The sequence below is a fragment of the Craterilacuibacter sp. RT1T genome, from assembly GCF_023502145.1.
Taxonomy (GTDB): Bacteria; Pseudomonadota; Gammaproteobacteria; order Burkholderiales; family Chromobacteriaceae; genus Craterilacuibacter.
In genome coordinates, this window is sequence record NZ_JAMFLI010000002.1 from 501,405 (window position 1) to 524,043 (window position 22,639).

At 60.9% G+C, this 22,639-nt stretch carries 20 protein-coding genes and 1 pseudogene; 12 read left to right on the forward strand and 9 right to left on the reverse strand.

The genetic code is table 11. The features are described 5' to 3' along the window. Window positions 1-35 precede the first annotated feature (35 nt). From M3P88_RS06220 to M3P88_RS06230, 3 genes are read left to right on the forward strand one after another with little or no spacing between them, the layout of a single operon-like run. Window positions 36-1,472, forward strand: a complete 1,437-nt coding sequence (locus M3P88_RS06220) for a coniferyl aldehyde dehydrogenase (protein WP_249615173.1) — start codon at window positions 36-38, stop codon at window positions 1,470-1,472. After that, window positions 1,469-1,996: a hypothetical protein gene (locus M3P88_RS06225; RefSeq protein ID WP_249615174.1), complete on the forward strand. Its 528-nt coding sequence runs from the start codon at window positions 1,469-1,471 to the stop codon at window positions 1,994-1,996. Before M3P88_RS06220 ends, M3P88_RS06225 begins: the two co-directional genes overlap by 4 nt. Next, the gene (locus M3P88_RS06230) at window positions 1,993-3,600 is read left to right on the forward strand and encodes a GMC family oxidoreductase (protein ID WP_249615175.1); all 1,608 of its coding nucleotides are present in this window, start codon (window positions 1,993-1,995) and stop codon (window positions 3,598-3,600) included. The genes M3P88_RS06225 and M3P88_RS06230 overlap by 4 nt, the downstream gene beginning before the upstream one ends. Window positions 3,601-3,621: 21 nt before the next feature. Here M3P88_RS06230 and M3P88_RS06235 read toward each other — a convergent pair whose 3' ends face one another. Then, on the reverse strand, window positions 3,622-5,394 hold the full coding sequence (locus tag M3P88_RS06235) for an ABC transporter ATP-binding protein/permease (protein ID WP_249615176.1): 1,773 nt from the start codon (window positions 5,392-5,394) through the stop codon (window positions 3,622-3,624). Between the two features lie 243 nt (window positions 5,395-5,637). Between M3P88_RS06235 and M3P88_RS06240 the strand changes: the two genes are divergently transcribed. Further along, window positions 5,638-6,993 (forward strand): MBL fold metallo-hydrolase RNA specificity domain-containing protein, encoded by a 1,356-nt coding sequence (locus M3P88_RS06240; protein WP_249615177.1) that lies wholly within the window; start codon window positions 5,638-5,640, stop codon window positions 6,991-6,993. 8 nt (window positions 6,994-7,001) lie between these two features. Here M3P88_RS06240 and M3P88_RS06245 read toward each other — a convergent pair whose 3' ends face one another. From M3P88_RS06245 to M3P88_RS06265, 5 genes are read right to left on the reverse strand one after another with little or no spacing between them, the layout of a single operon-like run. Beyond that, window positions 7,002-8,183 carry an acyl-CoA dehydrogenase family protein gene (locus M3P88_RS06245; protein ID WP_249615178.1) on the reverse strand — a complete coding sequence of 394 codons (1,182 nt, stop codon included), beginning with the start codon at window positions 8,181-8,183 and terminating at the stop codon, window positions 7,002-7,004. A 15-nt stretch (window positions 8,184-8,198) separates the two neighbouring features. After that, complete coding sequence (locus M3P88_RS06250; protein ID WP_249615179.1) at window positions 8,199-9,344, reverse strand: acyl-CoA dehydrogenase family protein; 1,146 nt, start codon at window positions 9,342-9,344, stop codon at window positions 8,199-8,201. A 14-nt stretch (window positions 9,345-9,358) separates the two neighbouring features. After that, window positions 9,359-10,660 (reverse strand): spinster family MFS transporter, encoded by a 1,302-nt coding sequence (locus M3P88_RS06255; protein ID WP_249615180.1) that lies wholly within the window; start codon window positions 10,658-10,660, stop codon window positions 9,359-9,361. Further along, complete coding sequence (locus M3P88_RS06260) at window positions 10,648-11,538, reverse strand: SDR family NAD(P)-dependent oxidoreductase (RefSeq protein ID WP_249615181.1); 891 nt, start codon at window positions 11,536-11,538, stop codon at window positions 10,648-10,650. Before M3P88_RS06260 ends, M3P88_RS06255 begins: the two co-directional genes overlap by 13 nt. Continuing rightward, complete coding sequence (locus tag M3P88_RS06265) at window positions 11,535-12,968, reverse strand: aldehyde dehydrogenase family protein (RefSeq protein ID WP_249615182.1); 1,434 nt, start codon at window positions 12,966-12,968, stop codon at window positions 11,535-11,537. Before M3P88_RS06265 ends, M3P88_RS06260 begins: the two co-directional genes overlap by 4 nt. Window positions 12,969-13,236: 268 nt before the next feature. On the opposite strand from M3P88_RS06265, the gene M3P88_RS06270 reads away from it, so the two are divergent. The 7 genes and pseudogenes from M3P88_RS06270 (at window position 13,237) to M3P88_RS06295 (ending at window position 19,062) form a co-directional block, all read left to right on the forward strand. After that, window positions 13,237-14,055 (forward strand): SDR family NAD(P)-dependent oxidoreductase, encoded by an 819-nt coding sequence (locus tag M3P88_RS06270; protein WP_249615183.1) that lies wholly within the window; start codon window positions 13,237-13,239, stop codon window positions 14,053-14,055. A gap of 10 nt (window positions 14,056-14,065) precedes the next feature. Beyond that, complete coding sequence (locus M3P88_RS06275; protein WP_249615184.1) at window positions 14,066-14,842, forward strand: SDR family NAD(P)-dependent oxidoreductase; 777 nt, start codon at window positions 14,066-14,068, stop codon at window positions 14,840-14,842. Between the two features lie 3 nt (window positions 14,843-14,845). Next, on the forward strand, window positions 14,846-15,475 hold the full coding sequence (locus M3P88_RS06280; protein ID WP_249615185.1) for a nuclear transport factor 2 family protein: 630 nt from the start codon (window positions 14,846-14,848) through the stop codon (window positions 15,473-15,475). Between the two features lie 135 nt (window positions 15,476-15,610). Next, window positions 15,611-16,675 (forward strand): alkene reductase, encoded by a 1,065-nt coding sequence (locus M3P88_RS06285; protein ID WP_249615186.1) that lies wholly within the window; start codon window positions 15,611-15,613, stop codon window positions 16,673-16,675. 310 nt (window positions 16,676-16,985) lie between these two features. Continuing rightward, window positions 16,986-17,105: pseudogene (locus M3P88_RS16065) on the forward strand (IS30 family transposase); the annotation flags it as partial. A gap of 358 nt (window positions 17,106-17,463) precedes the next feature. Further along, window positions 17,464-18,438 (forward strand): IS30 family transposase, encoded by a 975-nt coding sequence (locus M3P88_RS06290; protein WP_249615187.1) that lies wholly within the window; start codon window positions 17,464-17,466, stop codon window positions 18,436-18,438. 51 nt (window positions 18,439-18,489) lie between these two features. Then, on the forward strand, window positions 18,490-19,062 hold the full coding sequence (locus tag M3P88_RS06295; RefSeq protein WP_249615188.1) for a hypothetical protein: 573 nt from the start codon (window positions 18,490-18,492) through the stop codon (window positions 19,060-19,062). A gap of 26 nt (window positions 19,063-19,088) precedes the next feature. On the opposite strand, the gene M3P88_RS16070 is transcribed toward M3P88_RS06295, so the two are convergent. The 3 genes from M3P88_RS16070 to M3P88_RS06310 all read right to left on the reverse strand — a co-directional run bounded on the left by M3P88_RS16070 (window position 19,089) and on the right by M3P88_RS06310 (window position 21,697). Next, on the reverse strand, window positions 19,089-19,529 hold the full coding sequence (locus M3P88_RS16070; protein WP_502798945.1) for a hypothetical protein: 441 nt from the start codon (window positions 19,527-19,529) through the stop codon (window positions 19,089-19,091). A 239-nt stretch (window positions 19,530-19,768) separates the two neighbouring features. Continuing rightward, window positions 19,769-20,749, reverse strand: a complete 981-nt coding sequence (locus tag M3P88_RS06305; RefSeq protein ID WP_249615189.1) for a flavin reductase — start codon at window positions 20,747-20,749, stop codon at window positions 19,769-19,771. A gap of 168 nt (window positions 20,750-20,917) precedes the next feature. After that, the gene (locus M3P88_RS06310; protein WP_249615190.1) at window positions 20,918-21,697 is read right to left on the reverse strand and encodes an enoyl-CoA hydratase-related protein; all 780 of its coding nucleotides are present in this window, start codon (window positions 21,695-21,697) and stop codon (window positions 20,918-20,920) included. Window positions 21,698-21,873: 176 nt separating this feature from the next. On the opposite strand from M3P88_RS06310, the gene M3P88_RS06315 reads away from it, so the two are divergent. Next, window positions 21,874-22,632, forward strand: coding sequence for an SDR family oxidoreductase (locus M3P88_RS06315; protein WP_249615191.1), 759 nt, complete (start codon window positions 21,874-21,876; stop codon window positions 22,630-22,632). The last annotated feature ends 7 nt before the right edge of the window (window positions 22,633-22,639 follow it).

Genomic DNA, 22,639 nt, shown 5'->3' on the forward strand with positions numbered 1-22,639 from the left:
AGCTGTTTGAATAATGGCCCAACGAGGATAACACAATGGATAATTCGACCAACCCGGGCTTCGCCATTGTTGCTGCGCTAGAGCCGGCACACGCCAGGCTGAAGCGCGCCTGGCAGACGGATCCTTTCCCTGAATATGAACAGCGTATCGCGCTGCTGAATAAGCTTGCCCATATGCTGCATGATCATGCGGATGACTGGATGGCCGCGATCAATGCCGATTTCGGTCAGCGTAGCGCAGTAGAAACCCGTCTGGCCGAGTTGTTTCCGTCGCAGGAGGGCATACGCCACGCCAAAAAAATGCTCAAGCGCTGGATGGCGCCGCAAAAGCGCGGGGTGTCGCTGTGGTTCAAGCCGGCACGGGCCCATGTGCGCGCCCAGCCGCTGGGCGTCGTCGGCATTATCGTGCCATGGAATTACCCCTTGTATCTGGCGATCGGCCCCATGATTGCCGCTTTGGCTGCCGGCAACCGCGTCATGCTCAAAATGTCCGAGTTCACGCCGCATACGGGCGAACTGATGGCGCGCCTGTGCCTTGAAGCGCTGGGGTCGGACTGGGTGGAGGTGGTCAATGGCGGGCCCGAGGTTGCGGCGGCCTTTTCCGCCTTGCCCTTTGATCACCTGCTGTTTACCGGCTCTACCGCCATCGGCAAGCATGTGATGCGTGCCGCCGCCGCCAATCTGACGCCGGTCACGCTGGAGCTGGGTGGCAAATCGCCGGCCATTGTCGCGCCGGGCTTTGATGCGCGTCGCGCGGCCGAGGCCATTGTGGTGGGGAAGATGCTAAACGCCGGGCAGACCTGCGTGGCGCCCGACTATGTGCTGGTCAAGGCCGGCGAGCGCGAGGCTTTGCTGCGGGAAATCCGCCTGGCCGCCAGCCGCATGTACCCGACGCTACGCGACAATCCGGACTACACCTCGGTGATTAACGCGCGCCATCACCAGCGCCTCAGCCTTTGGCTGGAAGAGGCGCGCAGTGCGGGCGCCACCGTCGAGGCCATCAATCCGGGTGCCGAAGATCTGAGCGGCTCGCACAAATTGCCGCTTACGCTGGTGAGCGATGCGCCGCCGGATTGCGCCTTGATGCAGGAAGAGATTTTCGGGCCGCTGCTGCCCATTGTTGCATATGGCAAATTCGACGAGGCGCTGGGCTATGTCAACGCGCGCGCGCGGCCGTTGGCGCTGTATCTGTTTGATGAAGACCCGATGCGGATTGCCCGCGTCGAGCGGGAAACCATAGCCGGCGGCATGTGCGTTAATACGACGGTGCTGCATGTGGCGCAGGATGATCTGCCCTTTGGCGGGGTGGGGGCCTCCGGCATGGGGCACTACCATGCGCATGAAGGCTTTCTGACTTTTTCCAAGCTCAAGCCGGTGCTGGCCATGCCCAGGCTGAATGTGCTGTCGCTGACCCATGCGCCCTACGGCCAGCGCATGCACTGGCTGCTCAAGCTGATGCTGAGGCGGCCATGATGAACCGCCGCCAGCTGCTCAAAACTGGCCTTGCCGGCTCGGCATTGCTGCTGGCGGCGGGTTTTCTGGCGCGCCCCGAGCCGGATACTCCCGACGCTTTGGGCATGCAAGGCCTGGATACCCGCTTTTTGCATGCGGCAGACCGCAATCTGCTTGCCGCCATTGCGCCTATCATGCTGGGCTTGTCGCTGGATGTTGCCCAGTTAAAGGCGCTGCTCTTGGGGGTGGATAGGGCGATCAGCGGCTTGCCGCTGATGCTGCAAGGCGAAGTGCGCCAGTTGCTGGATTTGCTGGGCAACCGCTGGGGGCGGCGTTATCTGGCCGGGGTAAAGACGCCATGGGCAAGCGCAAGCGCGTCCGAGTTGCATGCCTTTTTAGAAGGTTGGCGCCAGTCGCGTTTTACTTTATTGCGTAGCGGCTATCAGGCGCTGCACGGTCTGATTAATGCCGCCTGGTATGCCAACCCGGCAAGCTTTGCCGCGCTCTCTTATCGCGTGCCGGCACAGGGGAGGGTTCTGCAATGACAAGTCCGCTGAAAGACCCGATCAAGGAAGGGCTTGCGCGCGGTTGGCAGGTTTACGATGGCGCTCTGCTCACGCAGGATCTGCAGCTGGATTGTGATGTCGCCATTGTCGGCTCGGGCGCCGGTGGCGGCATCAGTGCCGAAGTGTTGGCGCAAGCCGGTCTGAAAGTGCTGCTGATAGAAGAGGGTGCGCTGAAAAGCTCGACCGATTTTCGCCTGCTGGAGTCTGAAGCCTATCCCCAGCTTTATCAGGAGTCGGCCAACCGCCAGACGCTGGACAAGGGTGTGACCATCTTGCAAGGCCGTACCGTTGGCGGCTCGACCACGGTCAACTGGACCAGTTCTTTTCGTCCGCCGATCGAGACGCTGGCCTGGTGGCGCGACAAGCATGGCCTGAGCGAACTTAGCGAAGAGGAAATGCTGCCCTGGATCGCGAAAGCCGAAGCCAGGGTGAATATTGGCGAATGGCTGGCACCGCCCAACCCGAACAATAGCGTGCTGGAAAAAGGCTGTAGCGCTCTGGGGTATTCGCATGGGCGCATACGGCGCAATGTGCGCGACTGCTGGAATCTGGGCTATTGCGGCATGGGCTGTCCGACCAATGCCAAGCAGTCCATGCTGGTGACCACCATCCCGTCCGCGCTGGACAAGGGTGCGGGCTTGCTGGCGCGCGTGCGGGTAGAGCGCTTGCTGTTCAGCGCCGACAATAAACAGGTGGACGCGCTGGAAGGTCTGGCGCTCAAGGACGATACCTTAAGCCCGTCGGGGGTGAAGGTCAGGGTGAAGGCGCGCCATGTGCTGCTGTGTGGCGGCGCGATCGGCACGCCGGCACTCTTGCTAAGAAGCGGCGCGCCCGATCCGCACGAGGTCTTGGGCAAGCGCACGTTTTTACATCCGGTGGTGTTGTCCGGCGCCATCATGCCCGAGCAAATCGAACCGTGGAGCGGGGCCCCGCAAACCGTCTATTCCAACCATTTCCTGCATACCTGGCCCATCGATGGCCAGCTCGGTTACAAGCTGGAAGTGCCGCCTATCCATCCGGTGCTGCTATCGACCACGCTCACCGGCTTTGGTCTGGATCATGCCCGCCTGATGCAGGCTATGCCGCACTTGAATGTGATGCTGGCCTTAACGCGCGACGGCTTTCATCCGGACAGCCCGGGCGGAACGGTCAAGCTGAAAAAAGACGGCAGCCCGGCGCTGGATTACCCGATCACCGATCCTCTATGGCAGGCTTTTCGCCAGGCTTGGCACTCGATGGCCGAGCTGCAGTTCGCCGGCGGTGCCCAATCGGTGCTGACCGTGCATGAAAACGCCAAACCGGCCAGCAGCCTGGCCGAAGCGCGCGCCCAGATTGATAGCCTGCCGCTGGAGATTCTGCGCGCCCGCGTGGTCAGCGCCCATGTGATGGGCGGCGCGGCGATGAGCGCCGACGCCTCACGCGGGGTGGTCAACCATTGGGGTGAACACTGGCAGCTGGGTAATGTAAGCGTGATCGACGGCTCGCTGTTTCCGACCAGTATCGGAGCCAATCCCCAGTTGTCGGTCTACGCCTTTGCCCTGCGTAACGCCTCCCGTCTTGCCAGCCGCCTGGCCCGAGCGTAGCGCGCTCAGGCCGGGGCAAGCTCAAGCCAGCTGCCAGCGTCCTTCACCCAATAGTTCCAGCTGGTGGCTGTGGTGGCTATTCAGGGTGCTGCGGTGACCGACGCTGATCAGCACGGTTTGCGGCAGACGCTCGCGTACCAGCGCATACATGGTGTGTTCCAGCCCCTCGTCCATCGCACTGGTGGCCTCGTCCAGGAAGGCCGACTGCGGTTTGGCCAGCAATAGACGGCCAAACGCCAGCCGTTGCTGTTCGCCTAGCGACAGGATATGCGCCCACTCTTCGCTTTCGTCCAGCCGGCTGCTTAAGTGCCCTAATTGAACCAGCGCCAGTATTTTGGCTGCCTCATCGCCCGCTTCGGCCGCGCTGGGGTAATACAGCGCATCGCGCAGCGTGCCTTGCGGCAGGTAAGGCTTTTGCGACAGGAAAATGGAGCGACCCTCGGGGCGGGTGATGTGTCCCTCGCAATATGGCCACAGCCCGGCGATGGCGCGCAGCAAGGTGGTCTTGCCGCTGCCCGAACGCCCGCGTATCAGCAAGGGCTCGCCCGGCTTGATGCTTAAAGTGGCATCGCTAAGCAAGGTGCGTCCTTGCGGCGTGTGGATATTGAGCGCACTGAGCGCCAGCAGCTTGCCGCGGGTGCTGATCTGCGGGCTGGGCAGATTGTCGGCCTGCTCGATGGCATCGACAAAACCGGTCAGACGGTCAAGCACGGCACGGTAGCCGGCAAAGTCGTCGTAGGCACTGCGGAAAAAGGACAAATTATCCTGCAGCTGGCCAAAGGCCTGCGCCGTTTGCACCATATCGCCCAGCGTGATCTGTTTGGAGAAGAAGCGCTGCGCCTGAATAATGAACGGAAACACGGCGGCAGTCTGGCTGACGATAAAGTTGAAACCCTGGAATTTGAGCGAGCGGTAAACAATGGCCCAGGCGTTGCCGATAATGCCGGAGAAGCGCGACCTGAGCTTGTCGCCCTCTACGCCTTCGCCGCGGTAAAACGCCACGCTTTCACCATATTCGCGCAAACGCACCAGCGAATAACGGTAGTCGGCATTCAGTTTTTCATTGAGGAAGTTCAGCCGGATCAGCGGCCGGCCTATCTTGAAGGCAAACACGGTGGCGATAATCACGTAGACGTAGACTACGAATACCATGCCGCGCGGGATCTCGGTGCCGAACAGATTGAGTACGCCGGACAAACCCCACAGGATGATGGTGAACTCGATGGTGGACACCAAAGCATCGATCACCCCCATGGAGAGCGATAAAGACATGGCGGCAAAGCTGGTGACATCCTGTTGCAGACGCTGGTCGGGGTTGTCGGCCGGCGTCGCTAAGTACTGGCTGCGAAAGTAAGCCTGTTTGTCCAGCCAGCCCGCGAGCAGGCGCTCGTTCAGCCATTGCCGCCAGTGGAGGGTGAATGCCTGGTTCAGATAGAACGAGGTCAGTGCGCGCACGATATGCACCGAGGCCAGCACGGCAAAGCCCCACATCGCCACCCAGAACAGCTGCTCATCCAGCTTTTGCAAGGAGGCGTACATCTGGTTGTACCACTGCGAAAACAGCACGCTCATCCTGACCCCGAACAGGGTGAAGAACAGGATGGCGAGCAAGAGCAAGGTGGGGCGCGGATTGTGGCGGAGGGAGAAAAAATCTCCGCTCAAGCGCCAGAACTGCTTGCCCCAGCCACTGAAACGGACCAGCGCCCAGCCGGCGAGCAGGGCAATAACGAGCGTGATGGAATACGCCTTAAGCAGCCACAGGCTGCTATTGAGAAGCTCTTGACTCCAGTTCATACGGTCTCCGAGAGCATGTTTGATGCGTATAGATTGTGCATTTTACTTAGCTTAGCGCAGCCAAGTCACTCATCCTGCTGCGTGATGCCGAAATAGCCGCAGGCGGCCGGTGCCGGCTTCGACTACAAACAAGAAAGTCTGGGTGTTGGCTGCTGCTTCTGTCTTAAGGTTGTACGGACAGAAAAGCGTGGCGTTCACCGCATCAAAGCATCGCCGCACGGCGGCAAACGGATGGAGACAGGCATGAAAATCACGTTTCTGGGCGCGGCCGGTACGGTGACCGGCAGTAAAACGCTGATCGAGCACGACGGCCACCGGGTGCTGGTCGACTGCGGCTTGTTTCAGGGTTTCAAGCAGCTGCGGCTGCGCAACTGGCAGCCGTTCGAAGTGCAGCCATCAACGATAGACGCTGTGGTGCTGACCCATGCCCATCTCGACCACAGCGGCTATTTGCCGGCGCTGGTGCGCGACGGATTTCATGGCGCCATCCATACCACCCCCGCCAGTGTGAAGCTGGCGGCTATTTTGCTGGCCGACAGCGGGCGCTTGCAGGAGGAGGAAGCCGAGTTTGCCAACCGGCGCGGCTACTCCAAACATCACCCGGCCCTGGCACTGTATACCGAAGCCGATGCCCAGCGGGTGGATGAGCACTTCCAGCCGCTGGCACTGGGCGAGGCGCGCGAAATCGCGCCGGGCTTTGTGCTGACGCTCAGGCAGGCGGGCCATATTCTGGGTGCGGCGATGGCCGAGCTGAGCGTGGATGGCAAGACCCTGCTGTTTTCCGGCGACTTAGGCCGGCCGAACGATCCGATTACCTTCAAGCCGGATACGGTCAGCCAGTGCGACATCCTGTTTGTCGAATCGACCTATGGCAACCGCCATCACCCGCAACAAGACACCGGGGCATTGCTAGCCGATGTGGTCAGCCGCACCGTGCATCGCGGCGGAGTGGTGGTGATTCCGTCTTTTGCCGTAGAGCGGGCGCAAACCCTGTTGCTATTGCTGTACAGATTAAAGCAGGCCAGGCGCATTCCGGATGTGCCCGTCTATCTCAATAGTCCGATGGCCGGCGCGGTCACCACGCTGTTTCATGAGTTTCATGAAGAATTGCGCCTGTCCGAAGCCGAGGTCGAATCCATGTGCCGCGGCGTACACTTTGTGCGTACGGTGGAAGAGTCCAAGGCGCTTAACCGCAGCACCCGTCCGGCGGTGATCATCGCCGGCAGCGGCATGGCCACCGGCGGGCGCGTGCTGCACCATATTGCCGCCTTCGGGCCGGACCAGAAAAACACCCTGCTGTTTGCCGGCTTTCAGGCCGGCGGCACCCGTGGCGCGCTGATTGTGGCCGGCGCCAATAGCGTGCGCATGTTCGGCGAGGATGTGCCCATCCGGGCGGAAGTGGTGGCGCTGGAGCATTTGTCCGCCCATGCCGACGGCGACGAGATTCTCGCCTGGCTATCGGCATTTAGCGCGCCCCCGATGCGCACCTTCGTGATGCATGGCGAACCCGAAGCCGCCGATACCCTGCGCCGCAATATCGAGCACCGCTACGGCTGGCGGGTAGAGGTGCCCGAACACAAGCAAAGCATTGTGTTGTAAAGCGCAGGCTAGCGCCCCTTGGCTTCTTTGGGCATGCCCAGCGCACGCTCGGCAATCAGGTTGCGCTGGATCTGGTTGCTGCCGCCGTAAATGGTGTCGGCGCGGCTGAATAAAAACAGCGCTTGCAAACGGGTCAGGGCATAGGGCGCGGCTTCGCATAACTCGGATGCCGTGCCCAGTACATCCATCGCCAGCTTGCCCAAGTGGCGGTGCCAGCTTGACCAGTGCAGCTTGTAAACCAGTGCCGCTTTTTGTTCATCGGCACCGGCATTGTCGCTGAGCATGCGTAGCGCGTTGTAGCGCATCACGCTCAGCCCCATATGCGCCTCGGCAATGCGGCTACGGATGTCCGGGTCTTGTGCCGCGCCATTTTCCTTGGCAATGCGGATGATTTCATCCAGTTCGCTGCGAAACTGCATCTGCTGCCCCAGTGTGGACACCCCGCGTTCAAAACCCAGCAGCGCCATCGCGATCTTCCAGCCTTCGCCCGGCTGGCCGACAAGGTCGGCGGCCAGCGCCTCGTCAAAAAAGACCTCGTTGAATTCGGCGCTGCCGGTGAGCTGTTCGATCGGGCGCACCGTCACTGCGGCCTGGTGCATGGAGACCAGGAAAAATCCCAGCCCCTTATGGTCATGGCTGTTCGGGTCGGTACGCGCCAGCACAAAGCACCAGTCGGCCAGATGGGCAAGCGATGTCCATACCTTTTGACCGCTGATGCGCCACTGGCCATCGTCGCCCAGAACCGCGCGCGTCTTGACCGCCGCCAGATCCGAGCCTGCGCCCGGCTCGGAATAGCCCTGGCACCACAGTTCATTCGTAGATCGGATGCCGGGCAGATAGCGCGCCTGCTGCGCGGGACTGGCGAAAGCGGCGATGGTGGGGCCGGCCAAACCTTCGCCGATATGGCCAAGCCGGCCGGGGCCGCCGGCGCGCGCATATTCTTCGGCAAAAATCACCTGCTGGCTGATACTGGCATCGCGCCCGCCGTGTTCTGCGGCCCAGCCCAGGCAGTTCCAGCCGGCGGCGGCGAGTTTTTTCTCCCATGCCCTGCGTTCGCTAATCAGGCTGTGCTCGTCGCCGGGGCCGCCACGGTGTTTCAAAATGGCAAATTCACCGCTCAGATTGTCGGCCAGCCAGCTGGCGGCATCGCGGCGAAAGGCCTCGTCGGCGGCGCTGAAAGTCATGTTCATGCAGAGGCTCCTTGCTCAGTCCAGTAGTTGCGCGGCAATGCGGGCCCGGTGCCAGGCGGGGCTGCCAAGAAAAGCGGCCGTACTTTGCGCGCGCTTGAAGTAGAGCTGGATGTCGTATTCGCTGGTAATGCCGACGCCGCCAAATAGCTGGATGCCGCAGCCGGCATTATAAAAGGCGGCCTCAGAGGCATAGGCCTTGGCCAGGCTGGCCGCCTGCGCAAGTTCAGCCGTGTTGTGCTGGCTGGCGGATAGGGTTTCCTGGGCAAGGCAAGCGGCGTAATAAACGGCGGAGCGGGCCAGCTCGGCCTTGAGCATCATGTCGGCGGCGCGGTGCTTGATCGCCTGATAGCCGGCAATTGCCCGGCCGAATTGCTGCCGCTCCTTGCTGTAGGCGACGCTGCTGTCCAGTGCGGCTTGCGCCACCCCCAGCTGTTCGGCAGCGATGGCAATGGCCGCCAGATCCAGCAGCGTGGCCAGTTCAGCGTGCCCTCCCGTCATGCGTGCCGACAGCGGGAGCACGACCTTGTCCAGACGGATTTCGGCCTGCGGCCGGGTTTGATCCATGCTGGCTTGCCGCGTGCGGCTAAGCCCTTGCGTATTGGCCGGCAGTAAAAACAGGGCGGTTCCGCCGCCTGCTTTTGCTTCGCGCGCCGCGACAATAATCAGCCCGGCGCTGTGGCCGTTGGGTACATGGTTCAGCACGCCATCCAGCACATAAGCCTCGCCCTCTTGTTGCCAGCGGGCGGTGACGGCATCCGCCTGCCACAGGCCACCTTTAGCCGGCAGCGCCAGCGTTGCCGTGATCTCGCCGCTGGCCATAGCGGGTAGCCAGTGCTGCTTTTGCGCTTCGCTGCCGGCCACCAGCAGGGCATTCGCCCCCAAAGCCACGCTGGCGTGAAACGGGCTGCATAGCAGGTGCCGCCCCATTTCCTCCATTAACAGCGCCAGTTCGACATAGCCTAGTCCCAGTCCGCCATAGGCTTCGGGGATATGGATGGCGCTCCAGCCCATCTCGCCTGACAGGGTGTGCCACAGTGCCGGGTCGTAGCCGGTTTCGCTTTGCATGGCGCGGCGTATGGCGGCGCTGGTGGATTGCTCGGCCAGAAAGCGCGCGGCCGTGTCCCGTATCATGAGTTGTTCATCGTTCAGCATAAAGTGCATGGTGTCTTTCCTGATCAGGCTGCAACGAGCATGTTTGGTGGACGCCGGGCCAGACGGTAGCGTGGCAATGCCATGGCCAGCGTGCCGCAGGCGAGCAGTAGCAAGGAAACCGAGCCGGCCAGCGCCAGACGCAAGGCGTCGCTGCCATGGCTGACGGCGAAGAAATCACTCAATGTGCCAATGATCAGCGGGCCCGCACCGATGCCGAGCAAGGTCATGGCCATGACGAAAATGGATGTCGCCTGTGCGGTACGCCCGGGCGGGAATAAGTGGCTGATGGCACCCAGGCACGGCACCGACCACCAGGTGCCGAAAAAGGAAAAGCCCAGATTGAACAAGAAGGCGGTGGGGATGGCGAGGCTGCCAATCTGGAAGGCGCTACCGGCCGGCCACAAAAAGTAGGCGAGGGCAAAGGGAATGCTGATCAGGGTGCCCAGCAGCGCGGTGCCCAGCTGCCAGCCGGCATCGCGCCGAATCAGGCGGTCGGTCGCCCAGCCGCAAGCCAGTGTGCCGAGAAAAGACATGGTGCCGCCGCCCAAGCCGGCCAGCAGGCCGGCTTGCTGCATGGTGAGGCCATGCGAGCGGATCAGAAAGCTGGGGTTCCAGGTGCCGATGGCGTAGCCGCAGGTCGCGGCAATGGCACCGGTTGCGACTATCCATAAAAAGCCGGGTGTGGCCAGCAGTGCGCGCAGGGTCGGCAGCCATTTCTCCTGCCTAGCTTGCGCGCTTTGCTGTTGCAGGCGTGGCGTCTTGATGGCGAACAGCAGGCAACCCAGAATCATGCCGGGCAGGCCAATCACGATAAAGGTCGTGCGCCAGCCATAGTGGTGGGCAATCCAGCCGCCCAGCGCCAGGCCGAGCACGGCGCCAAGGCTGGGGCCCATCATAAAGCCGGCCAGTGCCCGCGAGCGCTGGGCTGCCGGATACAGCGAGGAAATCCAGGCTACCGAGGGTGCCATGCCGCCGGCTTCGGCGATGGCGACACCTATGCGGCATAGCAGCAGCATGGCAAAGCTGGTGGCCAGACCACATAGCAAGGTCGCGGCACTGAAGGCGATACAACTGATGGCAATCACCGGCTTGGGGCCGATGCGGTCGGCCAGTCGTCCCAAAGGCAGGCTGGATAGGGCATAAAAAAGACCGAAAGCCAGACCGGACAACAGGCCGATGGCGCTGTCCGACAGGCCGAACTCCAGCTTAACCGGTTCGATCAGGATGGACATCAGCAGTCGGTCGATATAGTTGAACACATAGGCCAGCGCGAGCAGCGCCAGTGTGCCGTGGGTGCGCCAACTGGTCGGGGCTACAGGGTGCATACAGTACTTTCTCGCTTGTCCGGTCGTGAGCGGCGTGCGGGTCCTGAGGGAAGATGCAGCGTGTCGCCGTCCAGCGAAAAGTCGGCAACGGGTATCGTGCACTTTTGCCATGAGGCGGCCGCTTCGCTGGTGGCCAGCCACAAGATGACTGCGGCGGGTAATTCGGGCGCCTTGGCACCCAGCTTGCGCGCCAGTTCACCATTCTTGCCCAGCGTGGCGTGCAGGGTTTCGGTGGCGACTACGCCCGGGTTGATGGTGTAGGCGCGTATGCCCTGGCCGCCGAACTCGGTGGCGATGACGCCGGCCATGCGGGAAAACGCAGCCTTGCCGGCGCCATAGGCCACGCCCCAGCCTCCGTCGCAGGCTGCGAGTGGCGGATCGGATTCGCCGGCCCCCGAGCTGACATTGACAATAACGCCGTGGCCTTGCGCCAGCATCACCTTGAGGGCGCGCTTGGTCAGATGGTGGGGCGCGACCACATAGCCTTGCAGCACGCGGGCCCATTCGTCTGCGTCAAGTTCGAGAAAGGGCGCATTCAGCCGGTGGCTTTGGTAGACCGCATTATTGACCAGCGCATCGATGCGCCCGAAGCGGGCGAGGACGGCATCCAGCGCGGCATCGACGGAGGCAAGATCCAATAGATCCATAGGGATGGCCAAAGCCTCGGCGCCAGCGCCCTGCAATTCGGCCAGTGTCGTTGCCAGGCTGCCGGGCAACTGCTGCCCGTTGTGGGTCGGCACCTGAAAAGCGTGTGTCTGGCCTTCGCTGACGGTTCGGGCGGTGATGGCCACTTGCCAGCCGGCGCGGGCAAAGGCCAGTGCCGTCGCCTTGCCTATGCCGCGGCTGGCTCCGGTAATCAGTACGACCGGGCGCTTCATGCGCCTACCCATTTTTTGACGGTGGCAAGAAAGGTGCTTTTGTAAGGCGGCAGCACGCCCATGGCTTGACGCGGGTCGAACCAGCCGGCGCGGTACACGCTTCTGAGGTGGGAAAACTGATTGAAGCCTTCGCGCCCATGGTAGTGACCCATGCCGGAGGCGCCGACACCGCCAAACGGCGCATCCTGCAGTGCGGCATGCATCATCACTTCGTTGATGGCGACGCCGCCGGACAGGGTGTGTTCGAGGAGGTAGCGCTCTTCTGCGCCATCCTTGCCGAAGTAATACAGCGCCAGCGGGCGTGGCCCGGCATTGATGTCGGCGACGACGGTTTTGATATCGCGATAGCTGCGCACAATCAGCGCCGGGCCGAAAATTTCTTCCTGCGAAATGCGCAAATGCATCGCCGGGTTGACCACGATGGCCATCGGCAGGCGGCGGCCACCATCGTCTGGCAGTGCGCCACACAGTTCGATACGGGTCGCGGCCGCCCGCGCTTCATCCACATAGCCCTGAATACGGGCATAGTGGCGCGCATTGATAACCTGGGTGACATCGGCGTTGCCGGCGATGGTCGGGAACTGGGCGGCAAAGGCCGCTTTGAGTGCGCTGATAAAATCTTCAAGCTGGCGCTCATGCAGCCAGATGGTGTCGGGAGAGACGCAGATCTGCCCCGAGTTATTGCCTTTGCCCAGCGCGATATGCAGCGCGGCGCGGGCGATGTCGGCACTTTGCCCGATGACAACCGGCGATTTGCCGCCCAGCTCCAGCGTGACCGGTACCAGATTTTCGCTGGCATTTTTCATGACGAGCTTGCCGATGGCGGTCGAGCCGGTGAAAACCAGATGGTCCAGCGGCAGGCGCGAAATGGCATCGGCGGTTTCCGGCCCGCCTTCGATGACGCTGATTTCATCGGGGGTAAAGAATTCGGCCACCGCCATGGCAAAGGCGCGGGCGGTTTGCGGGGTGATTTCCGAGGGTTTGATCAGGGCGCGGTTGCCGGCGGCCAGCACATAGGCCAGCGGGCTGACCAGGGTAAAAACAGGCGCGTTCCAGGTGCCGATAATGCCGATCACGCCCTTGGGCTGGTAGCGCAGCTCGGTTTTCTGGCCGAAGAGCGAAAACGGGATCAGGCCGGCGCGGCGCTCGGTTTTCATCCATTTGCCGGCCATTTTTTTGCAATGCTTGACCGAGGCCAGGGGCGCCAGCACATCGTTGAGCATGGAGAAACCGGGGTGGCGGCCGCCGAAATCCGCATCCTGTGCCTGTGCCAGCGCTTGAGCATGCTTTTTCAGCATGGCCTCCAGCCGCGACAGGCGATCGATACGGATATCGGCACCGACATGACCCTCGGCGACAAAAGCGCGTTGTTGGCGTTCCAGTTGGGCGGCGATGGCCGAAACGGCGAGCTGGCCGACATATGCATTCATCTGTCTCTCCCTCTTTCTGATTGGCATCGAAATTAAAGCCGTGCCGTGCTGCGTTCATCGTCTGATCGGACGAGTCGAGCTTTTGCTCAGAATAAGGTCTGCTCCGGTTTCCCTGTATGTCATTTGCACTTGCCGGGGCGGCCTGTGGTATTGCTGCCATGCAGTAGTGCAAGGTGGGCAGATCTAGTCTTCGCGGACGATGACCACCGGAATGGGTAAGCCGAGCATGGCCTTATCGGGACTACGGTCCAGCAGCGAGGAGAGAGCGATGAGGTTTGCAGGCAAAGTAGCGCTGGTCACCGGCGCAGGGCAGGGCATGGGTCGGGCCATTGCGCGCCAGTTGGCCAGCGAAGGTGCGGCTGTCGTGGCGGTCGACATTAATCTGGCCGCGGCCGAAGAAACGGTTGCCGGTCAGGAAAACAGCATGGCCCGTAGCGTCAATATTGCCGACAGTGCGGCGGTGGCTGCGCTGTTTGCCGAGGTGGAACACCGCTACGGCCGCTTCGATGTGCTGGTCAATAATGCCGGCATCGGCAGCAGCAAGAACGACGGCTTTGACAAGCTGCTCACCCGTCTGGCGCTGCGCGGCGAGCAGATGGCCAAGGGCGAAGTGCCTACGGTTTACCCCGACCTGATTATCGATATGGAAGACGAAGGCTGGCAGGGCGTGATGAACGTCAACCTGAACGGCCCCTTCTACTGCACGCGCGAAGCGGTACGCCTGATGGTCAAGCATGGCAGCAAGGGCAATATCGTCAATATTTCCTCTACCTCGGCCATCTCGGGCGAGGGCAGCTTGCACTATGCCGCCTCCAAGGCCGCGTTGCACGGCATGACCCGCTCGCTGGCGCGCGAACTGGGCCCGCGCGGCATTCGTGTCAATAACGTGGTGCCCGGCCCGACCAATACCCCGATTATGCAGTCGGTCGGCCAGGACTGGATCAATAGCATGGTGGCCGCCATTCCGCTGGGCCGTATGGCCGAGCCGGAAGATATTGCCCGCACCGTTGCTTTTGTCGCCTCTGACGACGCGGCCATGCTGACCGGTTCCGATATCGTCGCCAATGGCGGCAGCTACTTCAAATAAGGGGATGTTGATGACGGGCAGACTGCAAAACAAAGTCGCATTCATTTCCGGTGGCGGCTCCGGCATCGGCGCGGCCACCGCGCAGCGCTTTGCCGAAGAAGGCGCGTATGTGTTCATTTGCGGCCGGCGCGAAGCGCCGCTGGCGGCCGTGGCCGAGTCTATCCGCGCCCATGGCGGCAAGGCGGATTACATCGTGGCCGATGTCAGCGACGAGGCCAGCATTGCCGGCGCCATCCGCCAGGCGGCGACACGGGGCGGCAAGCTCGATATCGTGGTGAATAACGCGATGGCTTACTCCTGGGGCAGTATTGCCGACACCGATACCGCCGCATGGCGCTCCAATTTCACTACCACAGTGGACGGTACATTCTGGGGGACGCGCGCGGCGATGCAGATCTTTCGCGAGCAGGGCAGCGGCGGCGCCATCGTCAATCTGGCATCGATTTGCGGCCTGTTCGGCACCGCGTGGATGGCCGGCTATTCGGCGGCCAAGGCAGCGGTGATCAACTTCACCCGCGCCACGGCCAGCGAAGGCGCCGCCAGCGGCGTGCGCGCCAATGTGGTGATTCCCGGGGTCGTCGAAACCCCGGCCACCGCCGGCATGCTGTCCGACGACAAGACCCGCGCCGGCACCGAAAAGCTGATTCCGATGAAGCGCGTCGGCCAGCCGCTTGAACTGGCTAACGCCATCCTGTTTTTGGCCTCGGACGAAGCCAGCTATGTCACCGGTGCCTGCCTGTCGGTTGATGGCGGGCGCGCGGCCGACCTGATTACGGCGCTGGAGTAGGACATGCCCAGGGAAACGCTGGAAGAACGTCTGGACCGGCTGGAGTCGATTGAAGAAATCCGCCAGCTGGCCGGCAAGTATTCGCTATCGCTGGACATGCGCGATCTGGATGCGCATGTAAACCTGTTTGCGCCGGACATCCGTGTCGGGCGCGAAAAAACCGGCCGCGCGCATTTGAAAGCCTGGGTCGATGACACCTTGCGCCACCAGTTCACCGGCACCTCGCATCACGTGGGCCAGCACATTATCGAGTTCACCGATCCGGATCACGCCATCGGCGTGGTGTATTCGAAGAACGAGCATGAGTGCGGGCGCGAGTGGGTGACCATGCAGATGCTGTACTGGGACGACTATGAGCGCGTGAACGGGCGCTGGTTGTTCCGGCGCCGCCTGCCGTGCTACTGGTACGCCAGCGACCTGAACCAGCCGCCGGTCGGTGATATGAAGATGCGCTGGCCGGGGCGTGCGCCGTATTCGGGCACTTTCCACGATATTTTCCCGAGCTGGCAAAGCTTCTGGGCCGAGCGGCCGGACAAAGACAGCCTGCCCGAAGTCGCCGCACCCGCACCGCTGGAAGGTTTTCTCAAGGCGATGCGCCGCGACGTTGCCGCGCCAAAAATACGCGTGCGCTGAGTCTGGCACGGCGGCTGAGGTGATTGGGAAAGGCGGGGCCGGCGGCAAAATCGCCGCCGCCCGCCTTAAACCCTGTGCGCCATCCCGATAGCCAATAGAACACATGCCGCACTGGCAAAATAGCAAGGAGGGGCCATGGCCACATTATTCGACCCGCTCGTTCTGGGCGAACTCAAGCTCAAAAACCGTATCGTGATGGCGCCGATGACGCGCAACCGCGCCGATGCATCCGGACTGGCAACGCCGGAAATGGTCGACTATTACGCCCAGCGCGCCGGGGCCGGCCTGATTGTGGCCGAAGGCAGTTGGCCATCGGCCGAAGGGCAGGCTTATAACCGCCAACCCGGCATCGCCACGCCCGAACAGGTGCGCGCCTGGCGCCGGGTGACCGATGCCGTACATGAAGCAGGCGGACAGATCGTGTTGCAAATCATGCACGCCGGCCGCATCGGCAGCCGGCGCATCAAGGGCGAGGGCGTGCGTACCGTCGCACCCTCGGCGATTGGCGCGCGTGGCGAAATCCATACCGACGCCGCCGGCATGCAGCCTTTTGATGTGCCCGAGGCGCTGACGAGCGAAGAAGTGCGCCAGACGATTGCCGAGCATGGCCTTGCGGCACAGCGCGCGCGCGAGGCCGGCTTTGACGGGGTTGAATTGCATGGCACCAGCGGCTATTTGCCGATGAGCTTTCTATGCTCGGACACCAATCAGCGCAGCGATGAATACGGCGGCAGCGTAGAAAACCGTGTCCGCTTTATCGTCGAGTGCCTGCAGGCGATGGCTGCAGCCATCGGCGCGGGGCGTGTCGGCCTGCGCCTGAACCCCGGCAATCGTTATAACGATACATCGGACGCGGACCCGGAAGCTTCGCATCTGGCACTGATGCAGGCGATCAGCCCGCTGCAACTGGCTTATCTGCATGTGATGCGCGCGCCCGTTGCCGAAATAGACGCCTTCAAGCTGGCGCGCAGCCATTTTTGCGGCGGCGGCATCATTCTCAATGACGGCTTTAGCGGCTCGGACGCCGATCTTGCCGTTAGCGCCGGCGTGGGCGATGCGGTGTCGTTTGCGCGCCACTATATCGCCAACCCGGACCTTGCCCGGCGTTTGCAACTGGGCCTGCCTCTGGCCCGCTTTGACCGCACCACGCTTTATACCGCCGGTAGCAAGGGATATAACGACTACCCGCCGCTGGCGTAAGTGGGTGGATAGGTTTAAAAAACCAAGGCCGGCGCGAAGCCGGCCTTTGATGTTGCATTTTTTTAAAACTGACCACCTAGATATTAGATTCGCGGAGGTAAGACTTGGCTATATGTTAGGTCCTGGACGATTGGTTACGCGTTTTACGAATAATTCAGGGCACTTTGTTTGCCAACGTTTTAATGCCTGAACTGGGGCTGCGTGCTCAAAGACTTTCTGCGGAAACTGGTGGTTGTAGAGCCTCAGGTAATGCTCCAGTGTCTGATAAATATTAATGGCGGAATTAAAACGGTGCGTGGCCAGCACATCGGCTATCGCGCACAGACTAAACACGCGGCCTCGTGCGGTGCTTGGGCTCAAGATGCCGATCGAGGTATTTACTGAGCACTTGGATGCTGTGATTGAATCACGACAAGCCATTAAAATTTAATCCTGTTGCATTTGGTATTTTAGACCGCCCGTCTGAAAAGCGGGATGTCTTCACGTAAAATTCCTTTCAATCCTGATTGGAGAAAATTTTACTTCAGACGGCAACTAATTTCTGGGGGACGCATCACATGCGGTGGGTTACGACGTCGATGAGGTCAGAAATGTCTATCTGGTCAAGGAAATCCTGCTAAGGTTGAAACCTAACCAATCACTCTGCCGGACCCATATCAGAAACCGCACAGGTCAGTTATTTAAGAGGCGGATTCAGGGAGTAAGTGCAACAGGACGACCGGTATACAGAAGGCGGTGAGATGAGATAACTTCTCCGACTTTTGGCCGGCCAGCCTGGAGCACGAAGAATGAATTACCACCACCTCACCGAAGGTGAACGATACCAGATTCAACTGTTGGCGGGTGAAGGTTGTGGCCCAAGCGTCATTGGCAGAAGGATCCAGCGTTGCAAGAGCGTCATCAGCCGCGAGTTACGGCGTAATCGCAATGCGCGGGGCGCTTACCGGGCCACCGAGGCGCAGCAGAAGTATCAACAGCGTCTGCAAAATAAGGGCGTTGCCCGACAGCCTTGGCGGCTGATGTTTGACGAAGTCGGCGTACCACTGCTAGCCGAGGGCTGGAGCCCGGAGCAGATTAGCGGCGTATTTAGTGGCAGTGAGGTCGCGGTCAGTCACGAATGGCTCTACCAGCGCATTCTGCAGGACAAGGTCGGCGGCGGCTTGCTGCACAAGCATCTGCGTTGCCAGAAGCAGCGTAAAAAGCGTTATGGCAAGCCAGAGCGGCGCGGCCAGTTACGCGACCGACGCTCGATTCATGACCGGCCAGCCGATGTGGAATTACGCAATCGGATCGGTGATTGGGAGGCGGATACCATTATCGGCACGGGCCACAAAGGGGCGGTCGTCAGTCTGGTGGAGCGGGCCAGCGGCTTTGCCAAACTGATCGTGATACCGACGCGCGAGGAGAATGTGGTCACGCAGGCGATTATCAAGGCGCTGTGGCCGCATCGTGATCAGGTACTGAGCATCACCTTTGACAATGGCAAGGAGTTTGCCGGGCATCTGAAGATCGCGAAGAAGCTGAAGGCGGATTGCTACTTTGCCGATCCATACAGTTCGTGGCAGCGTGGCTGTAACGAAAATTTGAATGGCTTGGTGCGGCAATATTTCCCGAAGGGAAAAACTGACTTCACCCAAGTCAGCCAGAAGGCGATGAATGAAGTCGAGCGCAAATTAAATCATCGGCCACGAAAACGACTGGGCTGGCAAGCGCCGACAGCGGTCTTCAAAAGTGGTAAGCCATTGAACAAAATTAACTATTGACTGTTGCACTTACTTTTTTAACCAGCGAGACGTTTTATTTTAGGAGAGCGCGTGTCGAATTTGATTGCAGACTGGAATGAAATCGCTAAACTTTTTCAATCACTCGTCACTACTACTTCCATCCTAATTGGCGGCATGTGGGTGTATTTAAAATATGTCCGCCAACAGGAGCGTTATCCGAACATAGAATCGTCAGCTGAAATAAAACTGATCGGAGTCCAAGGTGGTTACTGGATTGCAGAGATTGTTGCAACTGTAGAAAATAAAGGAAAAACTCAGCACAGAATGTATGATTTCTTCTTTAATATGTTCGCCATAAGCGCCGACGATCCGGTTAATACTGATCCGAGATGGAATGGGCAGGTCAACTTTCCACACGAGGTTGTCACTGGTTCATTTCTACCAAAGCAGTACAAGTTTTTTTATGTGGATCCAGGCGTAACGGCTAAGTATTCATACATTGCGCGGATTCCAGTTAATTATAGTTTTGTGATTCTTCACTGGTATTTTATGTATGGTGATAACCGAAAGTTCAAGCATGTGGCCGAGTGCACCATCCAACTAGATTTAAAGAAGGGGCAGTCTCAACAACCAAGTGCAACACTCGGTGGATTCAAAAAGTAAGTGCAACGCTCTGCAAGCCTGTAAATTCAAGGGCTTGCCCCCGTGGAAGACCTTGGCTGGCGAATGCCAGCAAAGCCTTTTCTCGGTCGATGATTCAACTTGCGCTCGACTTCGTCCGGCTCCGTCTGCGTCACTTTCGTAAATTCGGTCTTCCCTTTCGGGAAGTATTGCCGCACCAGTTCGCTCAAATGCTCGTTGCAGCCCTGCTGCCAGCAACTGTACGGGTTGGCAAAGAAGCAGTCTGTCGGTTGGGAGGGGATTTTGGAACCGCACTGGGCGCGGATGCTGGAGCGCATGCGTGCCGAGCCGGTGGTTTTTTCTACCGAACTGGACTTCAACGGGTAGAGCATCGATGGGGAGGGCCGTTGGATGATGAGGTCCAGCGCGGCATGTATCTGCATGTCTCGCTGGACCTCACGACAGACCTGTGGCTGCACCGTCAGCGCAACTGCAAGCTGAATAAGCAAGACGAACGTTTATGGGGCCGGCTCGCATAACTGGAAACATGCAGCGAAATTGCCGTCCCGGCATGGCCAGAAGGCTCGCCCTGTGAGCGCTAAGCGTTCGCATTCAGTGCATCAAACTTTGGTGGACGACCCGGTGCTGAAAGTGAGGGCTGAGCATGCGCCTAGCACCGCTGTTCCACCACACTCTGCTGGAACAGCGTCTTTGCGCATGAAAGCCCTGGGTGGCTCGACAGGGCTGGTCAGGCCACCCGGGTTTGCGTCGCCTGCCACACTTCCACCGAGCCCGGGTCGGTGAGCGCGATCATTTGTTTGAGCAGGTTTTTCAAGACGCGCGCATCCCAGTCCCCCAGTTTTTCCAATAAATCCGCCTCGCGCGCCTTGGCCGCGGCAATCACAAACAAGACTGCCTGACGCCCGCTACGGGTCAGCGCATAGCGCCCGCCTGTTTCACCTTGTTCTTCGTGCATCATTTCGCGCGCACACAGGCGCTCGATCGGGGAAAACTGGGCCGGAAAGCCGCTGTGACGCATCAGTTCGTCCAGTGCGCCGCGGCTTTGCGCGCCGCGCTGCAATAAGGTGGACAGGGTAAAGAATTCGGGGTCGGACAAGCCTTGTGTCTCCAGTTCGCTGCGTATGCTGCCCAGAAACTGGTAATGGGCGCGCCCGACCAGATAACCCAGAAAATCCTCGGAAAAGCTATGCGGCTCATCGGCCGCGGCCAGGCCCAAGGGGCCGCTTTTTTTGGTGGCCAGCGCATAGCGTCCGCCGTGAAACACCAAGGGCGTGCGCTCGCTGCTGTCAAAGCCGGTCACTTCCCCCACCAGAATCAGGTGGTCGCCGCCATCGTACTGAAAGCTGGTTTTGCACTGAAAGCGGGCGGCACAATCGGTGAGCAAAGGGCAGCCGTTGCTGCCGGTTTCGGTTTGCAGCCCGGCAAACTTGTCTTCGCCGCGCCGTGCAAAGCGGTCGGAGAGCGCCTCTTGCTCGGCCGACAGGATGTGTACCGTCCAGTGGCCGCTCTCTGCGAAAGCCGGCAGGCTTTTGGCGCTCTTGGCGATGCTCCACAGCACCAGCGGCGGGTCCAGCGATACCGAATTGAAGCTGTTGGCCGTCATGCCCACCGGTGAGCCATCGGCATCACAGGTGGTCACGATGGTGACGCCGGTGGTGAATGCGCCCAGCGCACGGCGGAAATCCTGCGGATTGTTTTCGGTGGACATGGTGTCTCCTTGAGTTTGGGCATCGGGCATGGGGAGTGGGGAGTGGGGAGTAGGGAGTAGGGAGTAGGGAGTAGGGAGTAGGGAGTAGGGAGTAGAGGCTTTTACTCCCCACTCACCACTCACCACTCACCACTCTCTACGCCCTAACGCCCCATTCCCTGACCACGCCTAATGCCCATCAAATTTCGGCTGTCTTTTTTCGATAAAAGCCTGCATGCCTTCTTTTTGGTCCAGCGAGGCAAACAGGGTCTGGTTGGCTTTGCGCTCCAGCGCCAGCGCGGTTTCCAGCGGGGCATCCATCCCCAGCAACACACACTCCTTGATTTCGCGTGCCGCCAGCGGCGGCATGGCGGCGATGGTGGCCGTCATTTCCAGTGCGTAAGGCAAGACCTCGGCGTCGGCCATTACATCGCTGACCAGCCCCATGCGCTGCGCTTCTTTTGCCCCAACTGGCTTGCCGGTCAGCAGCATTTTCATCGCATTGCTCTTGCCGACGGCGCGCGCCAGGCGTTGGGTGCCGCCGATGCCGGGCATGATGCCGATGCGGATTTCCGGCTGCGAGAAGCGTGCGCTTTCGCCGGCTATCAGGATGTCGCAATGCATGGCCAGCTCGCAGCCGCCGCCATAGGCATAGCCGCAAATGGCGGCAATCACCGGTTTGGGGCAGTGCTGTATCGGCGCCCACAGCCGCTCGGTGTGGCGCTTGAGTATCTCGACCGGGCCACACGCCGCCATCGAGCGGATATCGCCGCCGGCGGCAAACACCTTGTCGCCACCGGTCAGCACAATGGCGCGGACGGTCGCATCGTCAGCCAGTTGGGCAAAGGCCGCGGCCAAAGCGTGCTGCAAGGGCAGGCTCAGGGCATTGGTCGCATCCGGGCGATTGAGCGTCAGTAGGGCCACGCCGTGTGCCGGGCGGCTGACGAGCAGGATGTCGGGTTCTGTCATTCGGGTCTGCATCCATTCATGGGCGTTTCACATTGTGCGCAGCGGCGCTGGGCCCGCGCAGTTAATGAGGCGATTCTGAGCGCCAGCCATTGCGTTCTCATCGTCTGAACAGACGACGAAACACTGGCTATCCCCCCGTAAATTGCAAAGCGTGAATCAGGCTCTGGAGACTTTGCATGTCTGTGGCAATCGACTTTTCCAACAAGGTGGTGCTGGTGACCGGCGGAACCCGCGGCATAGGCCGCGGCATCGCCAGGCGCTTTCTCGACGCGGGGGCCAGCGTGGTGGTGTGCGGACGCAATGCGCCGGACAGCTTGCCCGAGCGCTGCCATTTCATCGCCTGCGATGTGCGCGACCCCGACTCGGTGCAAGGCCTGATGGCTGAAATAGGCACCCGTTTCGGCCGGCTGGATGTGCTGGTCAATAACGCCGGCGGCAGCCCGCACGCCGATGCCGCGACCGCATCGCCGCGCTTCTCGGAAGGCATTATCCGGCTCAACCTGATTGCGCCGCTGCTTGTGGCGCAAAGCGCCAACCGCCTGATGCAGCAACAGGCCGGCGGCGGTGTCCAGCTCTTTATTACCAGCGTCGGCGCGCACCGGCCAAGCCCGGGCACCGCCGCCTACGGCGCGGCCAAGGCCGGCGTGATCAATCTGGTGTCGTCGCTGGCCATCGAGTGGGCACCGGCGGTACGGGTGATGGCCGTCAGTCCGGGCCTGGTCAAGACCGAGCAGTCGGCGCTGCATTATGGCGACGCGGCCGGCATCGAGCGCGTCGCCGCCACCATTCCCTTGGCGCGCATGGCCGAACCGGAAGACATCGGTAATGCCTGCCTGTTTATGGCGTCGGATCTCGCATCCTACGCCAGCGGAACGCATCTCTTGCTGCATGGCGGCGGCGAAAAGCCTGCCTTTCTCACCGCAGCAGCGCAATAACAAGGAG

What these genes read in the sequence shown, in the direction of transcription:
- M3P88_RS06220 (WP_249615173.1), top strand. Translation starts at nt 36, where the DNA reads ATGGATAATTCGACCAACCCGGGCTTCGCCATTGTTGCTGCGCTAGAG.
- M3P88_RS06225 (WP_249615174.1), top strand. Translation starts at nt 1,469, where the DNA reads ATGATGAACCGCCGCCAGCTGCTCAAAACTGGCCTTGCCGGCTCGGCA.
- M3P88_RS06230 (WP_249615175.1), top strand. Translation starts at nt 1,993, where the DNA reads ATGACAAGTCCGCTGAAAGACCCGATCAAGGAAGGGCTTGCGCGCGGT.
- M3P88_RS06235 (WP_249615176.1), bottom strand. Translation starts at nt 5,394, where the DNA reads ATGAACTGGAGTCAAGAGCTTCTCAATAGCAGCCTGTGGCTGCTTAAG.
- M3P88_RS06240 (WP_249615177.1), top strand. Translation starts at nt 5,638, where the DNA reads ATGAAAATCACGTTTCTGGGCGCGGCCGGTACGGTGACCGGCAGTAAA.
- M3P88_RS06245 (WP_249615178.1), bottom strand. Translation starts at nt 8,183, where the DNA reads ATGAACATGACTTTCAGCGCCGCCGACGAGGCCTTTCGCCGCGATGCC.
- M3P88_RS06250 (WP_249615179.1), bottom strand. Translation starts at nt 9,344, where the DNA reads ATGCACTTTATGCTGAACGATGAACAACTCATGATACGGGACACGGCC.
- M3P88_RS06255 (WP_249615180.1), bottom strand. Translation starts at nt 10,660, where the DNA reads ATGCACCCTGTAGCCCCGACCAGTTGGCGCACCCACGGCACACTGGCG.
- M3P88_RS06260 (WP_249615181.1), bottom strand. Translation starts at nt 11,538, where the DNA reads ATGAAGCGCCCGGTCGTACTGATTACCGGAGCCAGCCGCGGCATAGGC.
- M3P88_RS06265 (WP_249615182.1), bottom strand. Translation starts at nt 12,968, where the DNA reads ATGAATGCATATGTCGGCCAGCTCGCCGTTTCGGCCATCGCCGCCCAA.
- M3P88_RS06270 (WP_249615183.1), top strand. Translation starts at nt 13,237, where the DNA reads ATGAGGTTTGCAGGCAAAGTAGCGCTGGTCACCGGCGCAGGGCAGGGC.
- M3P88_RS06275 (WP_249615184.1), top strand. Translation starts at nt 14,066, where the DNA reads ATGACGGGCAGACTGCAAAACAAAGTCGCATTCATTTCCGGTGGCGGC.
- M3P88_RS06280 (WP_249615185.1), top strand. Translation starts at nt 14,846, where the DNA reads ATGCCCAGGGAAACGCTGGAAGAACGTCTGGACCGGCTGGAGTCGATT.
- M3P88_RS06285 (WP_249615186.1), top strand. Translation starts at nt 15,611, where the DNA reads ATGGCCACATTATTCGACCCGCTCGTTCTGGGCGAACTCAAGCTCAAA.
- M3P88_RS06290 (WP_249615187.1), top strand. Translation starts at nt 17,464, where the DNA reads ATGAATTACCACCACCTCACCGAAGGTGAACGATACCAGATTCAACTG.
- M3P88_RS06305 (WP_249615189.1), bottom strand. Translation starts at nt 20,749, where the DNA reads ATGTCCACCGAAAACAATCCGCAGGATTTCCGCCGTGCGCTGGGCGCA.
- M3P88_RS06310 (WP_249615190.1), bottom strand. Translation starts at nt 21,697, where the DNA reads ATGACAGAACCCGACATCCTGCTCGTCAGCCGCCCGGCACACGGCGTG.
- M3P88_RS06315 (WP_249615191.1), top strand. Translation starts at nt 21,874, where the DNA reads ATGTCTGTGGCAATCGACTTTTCCAACAAGGTGGTGCTGGTGACCGGC.